Source organism: Peptococcus niger (assembly GCF_900101835.1).
In the GTDB taxonomy this organism is placed as follows: Bacteria; Bacillota; Peptococcia; order Peptococcales; family Peptococcaceae; genus Peptococcus; species Peptococcus niger.
Genome location: NZ_FNAF01000006.1, coordinates 98,531 through 113,344 on the forward strand (window position 1 = coordinate 98,531; position 14,814 = coordinate 113,344).

The 14,814-nt window shown below is 53.3% G+C and carries 13 protein-coding genes; 3 read left to right on the forward strand and 10 right to left on the reverse strand.

Annotated elements, in window-relative coordinates:
* Nucleotides 1–46: 46 nt before the first annotated feature.
* A protein-coding gene (gene prfB / locus BLQ16_RS06230) for a peptide chain release factor 2 (RefSeq protein ID WP_341443783.1) occupies nucleotides 47–1,172 on the reverse strand; the annotation gives its coding sequence in 2 pieces (ribosomal slippage) (nucleotides 47–1,102 and nucleotides 1,104–1,172; 1,125 coding nt in all).
* A 43-nt stretch (nucleotides 1,173–1,215) separates the two neighbouring features.
* Entirely contained in the window at nucleotides 1,216–3,750 is a 2,535-nt protein-coding gene (secA, locus tag BLQ16_RS06235; RefSeq protein ID WP_091791886.1) for a preprotein translocase subunit SecA, read from the reverse strand.
* 278 nt (nucleotides 3,751–4,028) lie between these two features.
* Between secA and BLQ16_RS06240 the strand changes: the two genes are divergently transcribed.
* Together BLQ16_RS06240 and hpf are read left to right on the forward strand one after the other, a co-directional pair.
* On the forward strand, nucleotides 4,029–4,370 hold the full coding sequence (locus BLQ16_RS06240) for an ArsR/SmtB family transcription factor (protein WP_091791887.1): 342 nt from the start codon (nucleotides 4,029–4,031) through the stop codon (nucleotides 4,368–4,370).
* A 109-nt stretch (nucleotides 4,371–4,479) separates the two neighbouring features.
* On the forward strand, nucleotides 4,480–5,046 hold the full coding sequence (hpf, locus tag BLQ16_RS06245; protein ID WP_091791888.1) for a ribosome hibernation-promoting factor, HPF/YfiA family: 567 nt from the start codon (nucleotides 4,480–4,482) through the stop codon (nucleotides 5,044–5,046).
* 275 nt (nucleotides 5,047–5,321) lie between these two features.
* On the opposite strand, the gene BLQ16_RS06250 is transcribed toward hpf, so the two are convergent.
* From BLQ16_RS06250 to BLQ16_RS06265, 4 genes are read right to left on the reverse strand one after another with little or no spacing between them, the layout of a single operon-like run.
* Nucleotides 5,322–5,837 (reverse strand): ATP synthase subunit B family protein, encoded by a 516-nt coding sequence (locus BLQ16_RS06250; RefSeq protein ID WP_091791889.1) that lies wholly within the window; start codon nucleotides 5,835–5,837, stop codon nucleotides 5,322–5,324.
* 17 nt (nucleotides 5,838–5,854) lie between these two features.
* Nucleotides 5,855–6,406, reverse strand: coding sequence for a 16S rRNA (guanine(966)-N(2))-methyltransferase RsmD (gene rsmD, locus BLQ16_RS06255; protein WP_091791890.1), 552 nt, complete (start codon nucleotides 6,404–6,406; stop codon nucleotides 5,855–5,857).
* An 8-nt stretch (nucleotides 6,407–6,414) separates the two neighbouring features.
* Complete coding sequence (recG, locus tag BLQ16_RS06260; RefSeq protein ID WP_091791891.1) at nucleotides 6,415–8,427, reverse strand: ATP-dependent DNA helicase RecG; 2,013 nt, start codon at nucleotides 8,425–8,427, stop codon at nucleotides 6,415–6,417.
* Nucleotides 8,411–8,887, reverse strand: coding sequence for a GNAT family N-acetyltransferase (locus BLQ16_RS06265; RefSeq protein ID WP_091791892.1), 477 nt, complete (start codon nucleotides 8,885–8,887; stop codon nucleotides 8,411–8,413). The genes recG and BLQ16_RS06265 overlap by 17 nt, the downstream gene beginning before the upstream one ends.
* Before the next feature lie 79 nt (nucleotides 8,888–8,966).
* Between BLQ16_RS06265 and BLQ16_RS06270 the strand changes: the two genes are divergently transcribed.
* A complete protein-coding gene (locus BLQ16_RS06270) occupies nucleotides 8,967–9,602 on the forward strand; it encodes an HAD-IA family hydrolase (RefSeq protein WP_159428014.1) in 636 nt (211 codons plus the stop codon).
* Nucleotides 9,603–9,657: 55 nt separating this feature from the next.
* On the opposite strand, the gene coaD is transcribed toward BLQ16_RS06270, so the two are convergent.
* The 4 genes from coaD to BLQ16_RS06290 form a co-directional block, all read right to left on the reverse strand.
* Complete coding sequence (gene coaD / locus BLQ16_RS06275; RefSeq protein ID WP_091791894.1) at nucleotides 9,658–10,164, reverse strand: pantetheine-phosphate adenylyltransferase; 507 nt, start codon at nucleotides 10,162–10,164, stop codon at nucleotides 9,658–9,660.
* A gap of 8 nt (nucleotides 10,165–10,172) precedes the next feature.
* Nucleotides 10,173–10,655, reverse strand: coding sequence for a phosphatidylglycerophosphatase A family protein (locus tag BLQ16_RS06280; RefSeq protein ID WP_091791895.1), 483 nt, complete (start codon nucleotides 10,653–10,655; stop codon nucleotides 10,173–10,175).
* Complete coding sequence (locus BLQ16_RS06285; protein ID WP_091791896.1) at nucleotides 10,652–14,134, reverse strand: DNA polymerase III subunit alpha; 3,483 nt, start codon at nucleotides 14,132–14,134, stop codon at nucleotides 10,652–10,654. Before BLQ16_RS06285 ends, BLQ16_RS06280 begins: the two co-directional genes overlap by 4 nt.
* Before the next feature lie 143 nt (nucleotides 14,135–14,277).
* Nucleotides 14,278–14,814 (reverse strand): SDR family oxidoreductase (locus tag BLQ16_RS06290; RefSeq protein WP_091791897.1); only part of this gene is annotated, 537 nt, incomplete at its 5' end.

The following is a 14,814-nucleotide window of genomic DNA, read 5'->3' on the forward strand; positions in this document are numbered from 1 at the left end:
CCCTTGCAGACATTCAGCCTGCTTTGAGGAGATCGGTTGACGACCATTATGCCTTTAAGCTGCGGTTGGCCCGTTTGGCCGCTTCTGTTTTTAGCCAGGCATTGATAAAGTCATCAATGTCACCGTCCATCACGGCCTGGACGTTGCCCTTTTCGGTATTGGTGCGATGGTCTTTGACCATGGTGTAGGGGTGGAATACATAGGAGCGGATTTGCGACCCCCAGCCAATTTCCTGTTGTTCACCGTGGAGCTTGGCAATTTCCGCCTCCTGCTGCTTGATTTTTTCTTCGACCAGGCGGCTGGTAAGCATCTTCATGGCCGTGGCCCGGTTTTGAATTTGGGACCGCTCGCTTTGGCATTGCACCACAATGCCGGTGGGCAGGTGGGTAATCCGCACAGCGCTTTCCGTTTTATTGACGTGCTGACCGCCGGCGCCGGTTGACCGGTAGGTATCCACCGACAAGTCTTTCGGGTCAATGTCAATATCCGTGTCCGTTTCCACTTCAGGCATAACTTCTACTGCACTAAAGGAGGTATGGCGGCGGCCGGAAGCGTCAAAAGGCGAAATACGCACCATCCGGTGGACGCCCTTTTCAGCCTTGAGGTAGCCGTAAGCATTTTCACCGGCGACCAGAATGGTGGCACTTTTTAAGCCGGCTTCGTCACCGTCCAAATAGTCCAAAACCGTGACCTTAAAGCCGCGGCGCTCTGCCCAGCGGATGTACATCCGGTAGAGCATTTCTGCCCAGTCTTGGCTCTCGGTACCGCCGGCACCGGGATGAATGGTAACAATGGCGTTATTGGCATCATATTCGCCGTTCAGAACCGTTTCCAACTCAAAGGCTTCCAGACCGGCTTCTATGTCCTTTAAGGTGCGGTCAATGTCCTTTTCCAAGTCCGGGTCCGGCTCTTCCTTATAAAGCTCAAAGGCCACCTCTACATCATCCAGCTGGTCTGAAAGCTTTTCATAACGACGGAGCTGACCCTCCAGGCTTTTCTTCTTTTGCATAACCTTCTGTGCCGCATCCGAATCCTGCCAGAAATCCGGTTCCAGCGTCTGTGTTTCCAAATGGTCTAATTCCTCTTTTAAATGAGGCAGGTCAAAGAGATTCACTCAAATCTCTGAGACGTGTTTGAGACAGTTGAAATAATTTGTGTACTTCGTAGTCCATAAGTCACATCCCTTTGTAATGTCCACCGACCGGCGTATTGCTGTTAAGCGTTGCGGCCGTGGCAATGTTTGTATTTTTTACCGCTGCCGCAGGGGCAGGGGTCGTTGCGCCCGATTTTCTGTTCTTTGACGATGGGCTGTTTCTTAGCCGGTTCCTCATCGCCATGGCGGGCATTTAGAATATCCGTTCTTTCCTCAGGAGCGGTTTCCCGAGCGGTTTCTTCCGGCTGGGCCACCGATACATGGTACATCAAACGAACGGTTTCATACTGGATATTGTAGATCATGTCGTTAAACATATCAAAGGCTTCGTTCTTATACTCATTGATGGGTTTGTGCTGACCGTAGGCCCGCAAACCGATACCGGCCCGCATTTGATCCATGGCGTCCAAGTGGTCCATCCAGCTGGCATCCACCGTCTGCAGCAATACATTGCGCTCAATCTGATGGAAGAGGTCCTCGCCGATTTCCGCTTCTTTTTCTTCATACCGCGCCAAAGCCCGTTCTTTCAGGAGGTCTTCAACTTCCTGCTTGTCCATCTCAATAAAACGTGCCTTGTCCACTATATCGGTGATGCCGAAGACTTCATTGATCCGGTCGGCGAATTTGTCCAAATTCCAGGTTTCCGGGTATTCTTCTCCGCCGGCTGCCTCGTCCACCAAGCTTTCCGCAATGCGTTCAATCATGGCGTGAATGGAGGCCTTCATGTTCTCGCCCTCCAAAACCTGGCGGCGTTGAGCGTAAATGATTTCACGCTGCTTGTTCATGACGTCGTCGTATTCCAGAATATTTTTACGCACTTCAAAGTTGCGGCTTTCAACGCGTTTTTGAGAGCCTTCAATCACACGAGAGACCATCCGGTTTTCAATGGGGATGGTATCGTCCATGCCCACCTTATCCATAAGGCCCGGCAGGCTTTCCGCACCAAACCGGCGCACCAAATCGTCTTCCAGCGAGATATAGAACTGGGTAACCCCCGGGTCCCCTTGACGGCCAGACCGACCGCGCAGCTGGTTGTCAATCCGGCGGGCTTCATGGCGCTCGGTACCGATAATGTACAAACCGCCAAGAGCAGACACGCCGTCACCCAAGACAATGTCCGTCCCACGCCCGGCCATATTGGTGGCAATGGTCACAGTTTTTTCTTGACCGGCTTCCGCAACGATATCCGCTTCCTGCTTGTGAAATTTTGCGTTCAAAACCTGGTGGGGCACACCGCGGCGTTTTAAAATATCGGACAGTTTTTCGGATTTTTCAATGGAAACCGTACCGACCAAGACCGGCTCGCCTTTTTGATAAAGCTCAGTCACCTTATCGGCAACGGCTTCAAACTTGCCGTCTTCTGTCCGGTAAATGATATCCGGCTTATCTTCACGGATCATCGGTTTATTGGTCGGAATAATGACAACGTCCATGCCATAAATGGAGCGGAACTCGTCTTCTTCCGTTTTAGCGGTACCGGTCATCCCGGATAATTTTTTGTACATGCGGAAATAATTCTGGAAGGTGATGGTGGCCAGGGTCTGGCTTTCCTTTTCAATTTTGACCCCTTCCTTGGCTTCAATGGCCTGGTGAAGCCCTTCGCTGTAGCGACGGCCGTACATGAGACGGCCGGTGAACTCATCGACGATGATGACTTCCCCGTCATTCACCACATAATCCCGGTCCCGTTTCATCAGCACCTGTGCCTTTAAGGCCTGGTTCACATGGTGGGCGACTTCCATGTTGTTTTCTGCGGTGAGGGGGTCTTCCAAGCCTAAAATGCTCTCCACATGCTGGGCGCCTTCTTCCGTCAAGGCGACGGTCTTCAGCTTTTCATCAAAGGTATAATCCTCTTCTTTCAAGCGACGCACCACTTGGGCCATCGGCGTATACAGATCCTTGGCCTTGGCAGCCGGGCCGCTGATGATAAGCGGCGTCCGCGCCTCGTCAACTAAGATGGAGTCCACTTCGTCGACGATGGCGTAATTCAAGGGCCGCTGCACCATATTTTCCACGTGCATAACCATGTTGTCGCGCAAATAGTCGAAGCCGAACTCATTATTGGTCCCGTAGGTCACGTCACAAGCATAGGCTTCGCGGCGTTCTTCATACGTTAGCCCGTGGACAATCAAGCCCACAGACAGGCCTAAAAATTCATACAGGGGTCTCAACTGCTTGGCGTCACGGGTGGCCAGGTAATCGTTGACCGTGATGACGTGAACGCCCTTGCCCTCCAAGGCATTCAAATAGACCGGCAGGGTCGCCACCAAGGTTTTCCCTTCACCGGTTTTCATTTCTGCAATCCGGCCTTGGTGCAAAACAATACCGCCCATCAGCTGCACGTCAAAATGGCGCATGCCCAGGATCCGCGTGGACGCTTCACGCACCACCGCAAAGGCTTCCGCCAGGATATCGTCCAAGCTTTCACCGGCTGCCAGGCGGGATTTAAACTCATCTGTTTTGGCCGCCAAAGCAGCATCGTCCAAGGCCTTATAGGCTTCCGCATAACCGCCGATTTCCTCGGCCCGGCGGGTCAATTTCTTGACATCACGTTTATTATCATCAACTAATTTGCGAATTAATGTATCTATTCCCATTCCGTCACTACTTTCTTATGATAGCTGCAGGTATTGAAACAACTCTAATAGTATACCACGAATATTGCCCAGGTCACAAGATGGCCCCGCCAAATGGCGCTTTTCCTTAATATTTATAGTTGTTACAAGGAACACTCGGAATAGAAAAAAAATTGTAACAATTCGTAAATCATTCTTTTATTGTATTCGAAACCATGCTATACTAAATGTACGAATAAAGTAGCCCGCTATAACACCGGCAAGCTAAAATAACTGCAGTAAGATGCAAGGAGGTTACCATGCCGCAGATAAAAAATCATGCGCGTACGCTTACGCTTTCGGAAAAAGACATTCCCTTTCGACAAATGGCGGAAACCTTAAAACTCCTTGGCAATGCCAATCGGTTAATGATCCTGAGCATCCTTGCCGATTCCCCCCAATCCGTTACCGCCATTCACCAGTTGATTAACGAAAGCACCAAATTATCCCAGTCTTCTTTATCACAGCACCTGGCCTTGCTGCGCGCCTATAAAATTGTCAACTTCAAAAAGCACGGCCAGCGCGCCACCTACTATATTTCCAACGACCGCATTATTGAGCTGTTAAAGGCCTTAGAAGCTTTTAACAGCTCACAAGAATAAGCTGCAGCACTTGCCGCTAGCATGTTTGTGGACTGCTTTTTTGCGGGTATACAGTATGAAAAGAACCTGCCAATTTTATGCAGGTTTACCCAGGAAAGGATGAGGATGTATGAGACTCACAATTAAAGGCCGAAACGTTGAAGTGACAGATGCCCTGCGCACCTATGTTGAAAAGCGCTTTAGCAAGTTAGAAAAATATTTTTCTAAAGAGCTGGAAGGAACGGTAACGCTCCTGGTTGAAAAAGGCGAGCAACGGGCTGAGGCCACCATTCCCATCAATCGCTTTATCTTACGCGCAGAAGAATCCGGCATGGATATGTACGCTTCCATTGACCAGGTGGTTGACAAGATTGAGCGCCAGGTTCGCAAATATAAAACGCGTCTCAACCGGAAAGCCAAACAAACTGAGGTCAACATCGGCGAATTGCTCCGGCAGGAAGAAGCTGAACAAAAAACGGCCGACACAGCTGCAGAGTTGCAAAACGAACAGGCTGAAAAGATTTCCAAAGTCAAACAATTTCACGTCCGCATGATGGACCCGGAAGAAGCCATTATGCAGATGGAACTGCTGGACCACGACTTCTTCATCTTCCTCAATTCTGAAAGCGATGCCATTGATGTGGTCTACCGCCGCAAGGGCGGCACTTATGGTTTATTACAACCGCTAACCAAGTAGCCTCACGAAAGGTGGCGAGGGCAATGATTATTGAAATGCCGATGATGATAGGTATGTTTATCGGATTTTTAGCAGCCATTCTCATACCTGTCACCGTTTTGTATATGCTCTACACCATTTATAAAAAAGTTCAAGATCAATAAAACAAAAGCACCGGGATAGCCGTTCACAGGGCTATTCCGGTGCTTTTTTCAAAAAAGCTCTGCAAAGAAGTTTACCCCTCTCAGGTCGGACAGGTCGCCGACTTTTCGGGCAAAACATCTGCAGAGCTTTTTTTATCTGTTGTCGTCCGATTCATCATCGGGCCGATATTCAATCTCAAAGTCCTGTGCCTTCATGGCGTCCAGTGATTTTTGGATATCGCTGCGTCCTTCTTGGATTACTTCATAATAAACGGTCAGCTGGTTTTCCAACTTGCTCATGATGTCATGGGCGTAATTAAAGGCCCCTTCAAAAATGTCATGGGCCTGCTGACGAGCATCATTCACAATGGACGCGGCTTCAGCATTGGCCATCATGGTGATTTCATGCTGTTCCACCAAGGCGCGCGCCCGCTCTTTTGCTTCTGCAACGATGCGGTCATGCTCTTCCTGGGCAGCGGCGATGATCCGTTCTTCATCGCGTTTGACCCATTGGGCATCTTGAATGGCGGTGGGCATATTGGTGCGCAAATCATCAATGACGCCAAACAATTCATCTTGTTCAAGAATCACTTGATCCTTATTTAAAATCGGCTGCTTAGCATTTTTGACCATGTCCTCCAGTTTATCAATGAGGTCCAAAATTTCCATGGGCGATACCTCCTGAGTTAATTGTGTGGGATAAGATAGGTAATCGTTGTATCTCCGTACGATTTACGCTTATACACTAAGAATACCTTATCGTTGACGGAAAATAAAGCCTTTTTTGCGCTTTCTGCGACAATTAGGCCGTCTTTTGCCAAAAAATGTCCATCATTGATGCGGTCCAGCACCACTTCATAGAGTCCGGCCCGGTAAGGGGGGTCTAAAAAGATGATGTCAAAGGGCCCTTGTACCCGGCCGCTTGCCAACAAGTGCACAAGATCGCCGCGCAAGAGGATACTTTGCCCGCCTTCATCTGCCCGTTCAATATTGGCGCGTAAAACCTTAACGGCGGCACCGTTCTGCTCACAAAAAACCGCCTCCCGGGCGCCGCGCGAAAGGGCTTCCAAACCCATGGCGCCGGTGCCGGCAAAGGCATCCAGCACCCGTGCCCCCGGCAGCCGCATTTGAATGCTGCTGAAAATGGCCTCCCGTACCCGGTCGGCAGTCGGCCGGGTCCCGGTACCGGAAGGGGCTTTTAAGGTTAGGCCCCGGTGTCGCCCTGCTACAATTCTCATCTGTCCTCCTAGGGTATCAACCGTTTGCGCATGTCGGCCATGTAATAGGCCAGTAAGGGCGGCACTTCTTCTGCCTGCCCCATCCTTTCCGCAATATCCCGGGCCTTGGGAATCAGGGCATAATCCTGGACCGGATCGGCCAGGCGAAATACCCCGGCGCCACTTTGCCGCAGGCCCAATAATTCACCCGGTCCACGTAAAGCGAGGTCGGCTTCCGCAATGGCAAAGCCGTCGGCATGCCGGCTCATAAGCGCCAGGCGGCTACGGGCTTCCCGGCTGTCATTGTCGCTGATTAAAAAACAATAGCTCTGCCGGCGGCCGCGTCCCACTCGGCCCCGTAACTGGTGCAACTGGGCCAGGCCGAACCGGTCTGCATTTTCAACCACCATCAGCGTCGCTTCCGGCACATCAATGCCCACTTCTATGACGGTGGTGGACACCAGCAGTTGAAGGGCACCAGCGGCAAAGTCAGCCATCACGTCGGCTTTTTCGGCAGCCGTCATCCGCCCGTGCAAGAGCCCGATGCCAAACTCGGGAAAAACGTCTTCCGCCAATTCCCGGTACAGGCTCTGCGCATTTTGCAAATCCAGTTTTTCACTTTCCTCCACCAAGGGGCAGACAAGGTAAGCCCTTTCGCCGGCGGCCAAGTGGCTGCGGATAAATTCGTAGAGGTCGGCCCGCTTATGTCCGCCCATCGCGTAAGTCTGAATCGGTTGCCGCCCCGGCGGCATGGACCGAATCAAGGTCAAATCCAAATCGCCATAGACCGTCAAGGCCAGCGACCGGGGAATCGGCGTAGCCGTCATGACCAGCAGGTCCGGGTTCACACCTTTTTCCGTGAGCAAGCGTCGTTGACGCACGCCAAACCGGTGCTGTTCATCAATCACCACACAGCTCAAATTGTGGAAGTGAACATCCGGTTCAAACAGGGCATGAGTGCCAACCATGAGGTCAATCTGACCATCACGCAACCGGGCCAGACGGTCCTCCCGAAGGTTCCGGGAAAGGCTCCCGGTCAATGAACTGACCCTGACGCCCAAGGGGGCCAAGGCGGTCTCTAAGGTAATCTTATGTTGGTCTGCCAAAATCTCCGTCGGCGCCATGAGGACGCCCTGGTGGCCACTGGCAATGGCCCGCAAGAGGGCCAAAACAGCCACCGTTGTCTTCCCGGAACCCACATCCCCCTGCAAGAGCCGGTGCATTTGATGCGGCGATGCCATGTCCTGCCAAATGGCCTGGACGGCGCGGTCCTGGTCCGGCGTCAAGGCATAGGGCAGGTTGGCCAAATAGCGGGGGCTTAAATCATCTGCCACCGGATGGGCGATGCCGCCTGCCGCAGGGGCGCCCCGTTCCCGTGCCCAGAGGATTAACAGCAAAAATTCCAGCACCTTTAGCGCCACTTGTGCCTTTTCCAGGGCTTCCGCATCAGGCGGGTTATGAATACACCGCCAAGCTGCATCAATTGGCATCAGGCCGGCCCCCTGGGGCCACAGGTCCGCCATCTGCGGCAAGGCCTTCAAGGCCTGGTCTATGCTTTTTTGAATCGTCCGGCTTGTCAGGCCTTCTGTGGTAGCGTAAACCGGCTCAATGCGCCGGTAGTGAGCCGCTTGCTCCAGGTCCGATAAAAATTCATGGCGGGCAACGACCAGTTCCGGCGTGAACCGTGCGTTCACCCGGCCCACGCAAAACAAGGCCTTGCCGCGGGTCAGCCGCTTGTCCAGTTGCCAGCGGCCAAACCAGGTGGCGATGACCTCCCCTTGCGGCCCCTCCAGCAGGGCTTTGACAAGGGTCTTGCCCCGCTTGGTGCGGCTGGTCTCAACGGTAACCACCCGTCCCGCATAGGCCACGGTCTCCCCTTCCTGCCATTGGCCTACAGGGGCCATTTGGCTGTAGTCCTCATAGCGAAAGGGATAATGCTGCAAAAGCTCAAAAACCGTCTGAATGCCCAGCCCGGCAAACTGGGCCGCCCGTTTGTCACCGACGCCTTTCAGCGTGGTGATGGGGTCACTGAGCAGAACCATCGTCTTCCGACCGGTTCAAGTAAAAGGGGTAACAGGCAAGACCCTGTTGCCCACCAATGGCGTGGTGAAAGGTCAGGCCTTCTTCATTATCGGTCAAGCAGGTCCACTTGAGGCCCTCAATGCCCGGTTCATCGCGCAAGGATGTGAGCATCCGCTTGCCAATGCCATACCGGCGCCCGGCCGGCAAGACAAAAAGGTCTTCCACGTAATAGTTCAAATGACCGCTGAAAGTGGACACCACCGGGTAATACAGCATAAAGGCCATGGGCTTATCGTTTAAAAAGGCCAAGCGGACCTGGGCCATCTGCCGGGTAAAAATAAGGTCTGCCAAATGCCCTTTATCCGCCGTAAAATCTTCCGGCCGTTCTTCATGAATGGCCAGTTGGTAAATCAAGTCATAAATAAAATCCATATCCGACGGTTGAGCCTCGCGGATAGTTATTTTTTCTGATGTTTCCATATTTCACCCTCCTTGTTATAATTTATTGTAACGGATTTCAAGAACTGCTGCAATGAACCCAGCTCATAAAGGAGACACCATGCTATTCGAGAATTTTTTATTTGATTTAGACGGCACCTTAATCGACAGCAATCAGCACGTGATCAGCTGTTTCAAATACGCCTTTCAGGAAGTTTTGGGAGAGTCTGTCAGCACGGCGGAAATCACCGCCACCTTCGGCATTCCCCTGGAAAAAGCCCTGCAGATGATGCGCCCCGCCGCGGCACAAGACTTGCTCCGGACCTACCGCGCCGAATCAGACCGTCGCGGTCAGGGCGATATTGTGACCATCCCCCAGGCCCGGGAAACCTTGGCCGCATTAAAGGCCCGACAGGCCGGCATCGCCGTGGTCACCTCAAAAAAACGCGTCAATGCTTATAAAAGTCTGGACGCCCTGGGCCTGTCCCCCTACTTAGACGTTTTTGTAGGGCCTGAAGATACGGACGTCCATAAGCCGGATCCCAAGCCGGTTAACATTGCCCTAGGCCGCTTACAGGCCGCGCCGGAAACAGCCCTGATGATTGGCGATTCAGCCCACGACATTGAAGCTGCCCGCCGTGCCGGCATCAGGACCTGCGGGGTCGCCTTTGCCGCCTGCGGTAAGGAGACCTTAGCCAAGGCCCGGCCGGACTACATGATTGAAGGGCTGACCGACTTGTTAAGCTTAAAAAGCTAAGCAAAGAGCCTCTGCGACACACTTGTGCCGCAGAGGCTCTTGCCTTGACGCCCCCTTATAAGGAGGGCGTTGACGACGCATCAGAATAACCGTATTTTTCCCGTAAGGCTTCAGCCACTCCGCTGGGGACAAAGGCAGATACATCACCGTTTAACTCAGCGATGTTCCGGATCATGCTTGAACTGACAAAGGAAAATTCCGGGGCCGCCGTTAAGTATACCGTGTCTATTGAAGGGCATAAATATTTGTTGAAAGAGGCCATCTGCATTTCATATTCAAAATCGGTAATCACCCGCAGGCCACGCAAAATGCCGACGGCGCCTTTCTCTTTGGCGAAGTCCACCAATAAGCCGTCAAAGGCCTCCACGGTCACATTGGCCATGCACCGCACCGCATCTTCCAAGAGAATCAGCCGTTCTTCCGTATTGAAGAGGTTGCTCTTATAGTTTTGCCGCGCCACCGCAACATAGACATGGTCAAAGAGCCTGGCACCCCGCTCCAATACGGATAAATGGCCGTTGGTCACCGGATCAAAGGTCCCGGAATAAACTGCAATTTTCATAGGTCACCTCATTTAATTTGATGCGCCAAACGCGCTGCTGCCGCTGCGGCAATGGCCCCGACCAGGTCATCTGAAAAGGTATGAACGGCCTGCGGGTGCTGGTCCAATTGACCGATAATGCCGGGCTTCATCTTATCCAGATAGCCAAAATTGGTGATGCCGATGGTGCCGTATATATTGGCAATGGACATGGCCAAGGCCTCGTCAATGCCGAAGAGGCCCGCATCGGACACCATGGCCTCCTGAAGCCCGGCCGGCATCTTTCCTTGTTCACAGCATTCATCTAAAAATAAGCCGGTTAACACCGCATACTGGACATCCTGTTTGTCCAGGACCGCATTGACCGCTTTAACACAGTCCGCCAGGGTCAGGGCGGGAATATATTTCTTCTGTAGATCCAAAACCAAGTCAGCGATGGCCTCAAGGTCAATGCCGCGTCCCTCCAGCTGCTGAACAGCCGCCCGGCGTAAATCCGTCTGGTCTTGACTCATGCCTTACCTCCCCCTTGTGCTGTAAAGGCAACATCATCATAAGGCAGGTAAAGACGCAACTCTTTTAATACCGCCTCCGACTGCGCCACATTGTACTGGGCGTCCAACCGCAGCAATTTTTTCTCACTCGGATAATAAAAATACACCGGCTGGCTGCCCTTGTGCCCCTGCAAAACCGCTAGAAGTTCTTCCTCCTGGTGCTTGCTGTGCACCTTGACAAAAAGGGCCAGATTCCCCTGCAGCTTGGAAGCTGCCGGTTCCGCCCCCTCTTCCACCGCTGCCGAGGAGGACTGAAGCTCGTTTAAGGGACGAATGTCATTGACAAAGCATTTCTTTTCGTCTTCTTCCGGCTGATACTTGCCGCTGATGAGGACAATTTCGCCATCTTCCAAGTACCGGCGCAAATCGCTTAAGGCCCGCGGAAAAACGAGCAAATTTAAGCTGCCTGTTTCATCTTCAAGGCTGGCATAAGCCATCAAGTCCCCCTTCTTGGTGGTTTGAAAACGAACACCCGATAAAATCCCGCCCAGGGTAATGCGCTGGCCCTCCTGCCGGTCTTCTAAGTCGGCAATGGTGCCGGACCGATGACGCCGCAGGATGTCCCGATAATTGTCCAGGGGATGACCGCTGACGTATATGCCCAGCAGCTCTTTTTCCATGCGCAGGTGCTCTGCCTTGGCATAGTCTGCCACATCCGGCAGGGGAATGGTCGCCATCTGGGCCGCCGGGTCTATATCGGCCACATCGAAAAGAGAGACCTGGTCTGAATGGGTGGCCTTTTGCAGGGCCTGCCCTTCAGCCACACACTCGTTTAAAATCGCCAAAAGCGCCCGCTTATTCGGCGTAAGCGACTGAAAAGCCCCGCCCCGAATCAGACTTTCCAAGACCCGCTTGTTCACACCCCGCGACAGGTCTACCCGCCGGCAGAAATCCTGCAGCGATTGGAAGGGGCCCTCGGCTTCTCGTGCCTCTATAATGGCTGCCACCGGCCCATCGCCGACGCCGCGGATGGCCTTAAGGCCAAAGCGAATGCCGGTCGAGGTCACCGTAAAGCCATTGCCGCTTTCGTTAATGTCCGGCGGCAAAACGGGAATGCCCAAGTCCACACATTCCTTAATGTAGAAGGTCACCTTATCCGCATTGTCCACAAAGGAATTCAGCAATTCAGCCATAAATTCAGCCGGATAATGGCATTTAAGCCAGGCCGTTTGAAAGGCTAAGACCCCGTAAGCGGCACTGTGGCTCTTATTAAACCCGTAGCCGGCAAAGTACTCAATCAGTGAAAAAATATGCGCCGCCTGGTCCCGTTCGACGCCGTTCTTCTGAGCCCCTTCAATAAATTGGGTCCGAAAGCCCTCAATGATTTCCGGTTTTTTCTTGCCCATGGCCCGGCGCAGCATGTCCGCTTCTCCTAAGCTGAAGCCGGACAAGCGGCTGGCAATCTGCATCACCTGCTCCTGGTAAAGGATGACCCCGTAGGTCGGCTCCAGAATGGTTTCCAAGAGGGGGTGGGGGTATTCAATCTCTTTTTCACCGTGCTTGCGCGCAATGAAATCATCAACCATACCGCTGCCCAGGGGGCCCGGTCGATACAGGGCCACCAAGGCGATGACGTCTTCCAGGGAAGTGGGCCTCAAGTCTTTAAGCACGACCCGTAAGCCACTGCCTTCCAACTGAAAAATGCCCAAAGAATCGCCGCGGGAAAGCATGGCGTAGGTATCCGGGTCATTTTCATCAATGGTCTGGAAGTCAACCCTTACCCCGTGGCGGGCGGCAATCAATTCGATGGTCTTATTGACCACCGTCAGGGTCCGCAAGCCCAGGAAGTCCATTTTCAAAAGACCGATTTCCTCTACTTCATCTTTTGAAAACTGGGTGATCACCGACCCGTCTTCACCGCCATTTTGCAGAGGCAGGTAACAATCCATCGGTTCACGGCTGATCACCACGCCTGCCGCATGGGTGCCGGCATGGCGGGGCAGGCCTTCCAGCCGCTGGGCCATGCGAATCATGGCATCAATCCGCTCATCCTCTGCCATGGCCTGACGCAAGTCCGGCGCGGCACTCAAGGCCTTATCAAGGGTCATGCCCAATTCCATGGGAATCAGCTTGCAAACGCGGTTAACCGTTGACAGGGGCACATCCATAACCCGGCCAACATCCCGGACCGCCCCCCGCGCCGCCATGGTGCCGAAGGTGATGATCTGCGATACGTGGTCTGCCCCGTATTTGCGGGTTACATAGTCAATCACTTCACCGCGCCGCTCATAACAAAAGTCAATGTCAATGTCCGGCATGTTGACCCGTTCGGGATTTAAAAAGCGCTCAAAGAGCAGGTTGTAGCGGATTGGGTCCACTGCCGTAATCCCCAAGGCATAGGCCACCAGGCTGCCGGCCGCCGAGCCCCGTCCCGGGCCAACGTAAATGCCCTGGCGCTTGGCGTAGTCCACAAAATCCCAGACGATCAAAAAATAGGCTTCATACCCCATATGCCCGATAACCGACAGTTCCATATCTAAGCGCTCCAGCAAGGGGGCATCGACGGTATCGTAGCGGTCGGTCAAGCCTTGGAGGCAGAGCTGGCGCAAATACGCGCCGGTGCTGAGCCCGTCCGGGACCTCAAAATAGGGCATATGGTTGTGGCCAAAGACAAAGTCAAATTGACAGCGGTCGGCGATGGCCACCGTCCGGTCTAAAGCCGCCGCCTGCCCGGGAAAAGCCGCCGCCATTTCATCATAACTTTTTAAATAAAACTCATTGTTGTCAAAGCGCATCCGGTCCGGATCATCTTGCCTTTTGCCGGTTTGAATGCAGAGCATCACATCCTGGACCTGGGCATCTTCCCGCTTGACGTAATGGTTGTCATTGGTGCAGACTGTTTCAAGGCCCAGGGCCCGGCTCAACCGCAGCAGGCCGTCATTAACCACCTGCTGTTCCGGCAGCCCGTGATTTTGCAGTTCCAAATAAAAATGCTCCGGCCCGAAGGTATCCCGGTACCATATCGCCGCTTCGCGGGCGCCTTCTTCATCGCCATTTAAGAGGCACTGAGGCAGTTCTCCGCCTAAGCAGGCCGATAAACAGATCAGCCCCTCGTGATGGGCGGCCAGCAAGTCCCGGTCCACCCGCGGCTTATAGTAAAATCCTTCCAAGTAGGACAGGGTGACGAGCTTGCACAAGTTATGGTAGCCGGTTTCATTCTCCGCTAATAAAATCAAGTGGTAGGGCTTTTCGTCGCGGCCGCCTTCTTTTTGAAACCGCGACCGGCGCGCCACATAGACCTCACAGCCGATAATCGGCTTAATGCCGTTGGCGCGGCAGCTCTTATAAAATTGAACGGCGCCGTACATCACACCATGGTCGGTGATGGCCAGCGCCGGCATGCCCAGTTCCGCTGCTCGCTTCACCTCATCCTCTATCCGCCCCGCCCCGTCCAAGAGGCTGAAAGCGGTGTGGTTGTGCAAATGAACAAACGGTTTCATAGTCGTCCTTTCTATAACTAGGTCCAGGATAAAACAGAAAAATCATCGCAACAAGTTATTTTGATTATATCAAAGGGATAAAACCAATTCAATAAAAGATACGCCGCGCGGAAAAACCGGCGGCGTAGGGTCAAGCCCGTCCTTTAGATGACAAAGCCTCCGGCCACGGTGAGAATCTGACCGGTCATATAGGCGGCATCCTCTGACAATAGAAAGCGGGCATATTTAGCAATTTCTTCCGGTGAAGCGGCCCGCCCGAAAGGAATTTCCGCCAGCGTTGCCACCTGGTCCGCCGGGCTGAGGTGGTCAAACATCCGGGTGGCCACCACCCCCGGGGCCAGCGCATTAACCCGGATGCCGCTGTAGGACAACTCCTGGGCCAAGGCCTTGGTAAAGGCATCCACCGCCCCCTTAGAGGTGGAATAAGCCACTTCGCAGGAGGCCCCCCTGGCCCCCCAGATGGATGAAATGTTTAAGATGCTGCCATGTTTGGCGTGAATCAATTGGGGCAAGGCGGCCCGCACCATCAAAAAACTGCCCGTTACATTGACGGCTAAAATATCCTGCCAATGATCCATGTCCAAGTCCTGCAGCAAGCCATAATGGTCAATGCCTGCCGCATTCACCAAGGCATCCAGGGGCTCATGGTCCAAGAGCCGGTCAACCGTATCAAAAAGCCG

Coding starts and splice junctions, on each gene's coding strand:
- hpf (WP_091791888.1), top strand. CDS start 4,480: ATGAGACTCACAATTAAAGGCCGAAACGTTGAAGTGACAGATGCCCTG.
- recG (WP_091791891.1), bottom strand. CDS start 8,427: ATGGTTCTGCTCAGTGACCCCATCACCACGCTGAAAGGCGTCGGTGAC.
- BLQ16_RS06280 (WP_091791895.1), bottom strand. CDS start 10,655: ATGAGTCAAGACCAGACGGATTTACGCCGGGCGGCTGTTCAGCAGCTG.
- coaD (WP_091791894.1), bottom strand. CDS start 10,164: ATGAAAATTGCAGTTTATTCCGGGACCTTTGATCCGGTGACCAACGGC.
- BLQ16_RS06270 (WP_159428014.1), top strand. CDS start 8,967: ATGCTATTCGAGAATTTTTTATTTGATTTAGACGGCACCTTAATCGAC.
- BLQ16_RS06250 (WP_091791889.1), bottom strand. CDS start 5,837: ATGGAAATTTTGGACCTCATTGATAAACTGGAGGACATGGTCAAAAAT.
- BLQ16_RS06240 (WP_091791887.1), top strand. CDS start 4,029: ATGCCGCAGATAAAAAATCATGCGCGTACGCTTACGCTTTCGGAAAAA.
- BLQ16_RS06285 (WP_091791896.1), bottom strand. CDS start 14,134: ATGAAACCGTTTGTTCATTTGCACAACCACACCGCTTTCAGCCTCTTG.
- secA (WP_091791886.1), bottom strand. CDS start 3,750: ATGGGAATAGATACATTAATTCGCAAATTAGTTGATGATAATAAACGT.
- rsmD (WP_091791890.1), bottom strand. CDS start 6,406: ATGAGAATTGTAGCAGGGCGACACCGGGGCCTAACCTTAAAAGCCCCT.
- BLQ16_RS06265 (WP_091791892.1), bottom strand. CDS start 8,887: ATGGAAACATCAGAAAAAATAACTATCCGCGAGGCTCAACCGTCGGAT.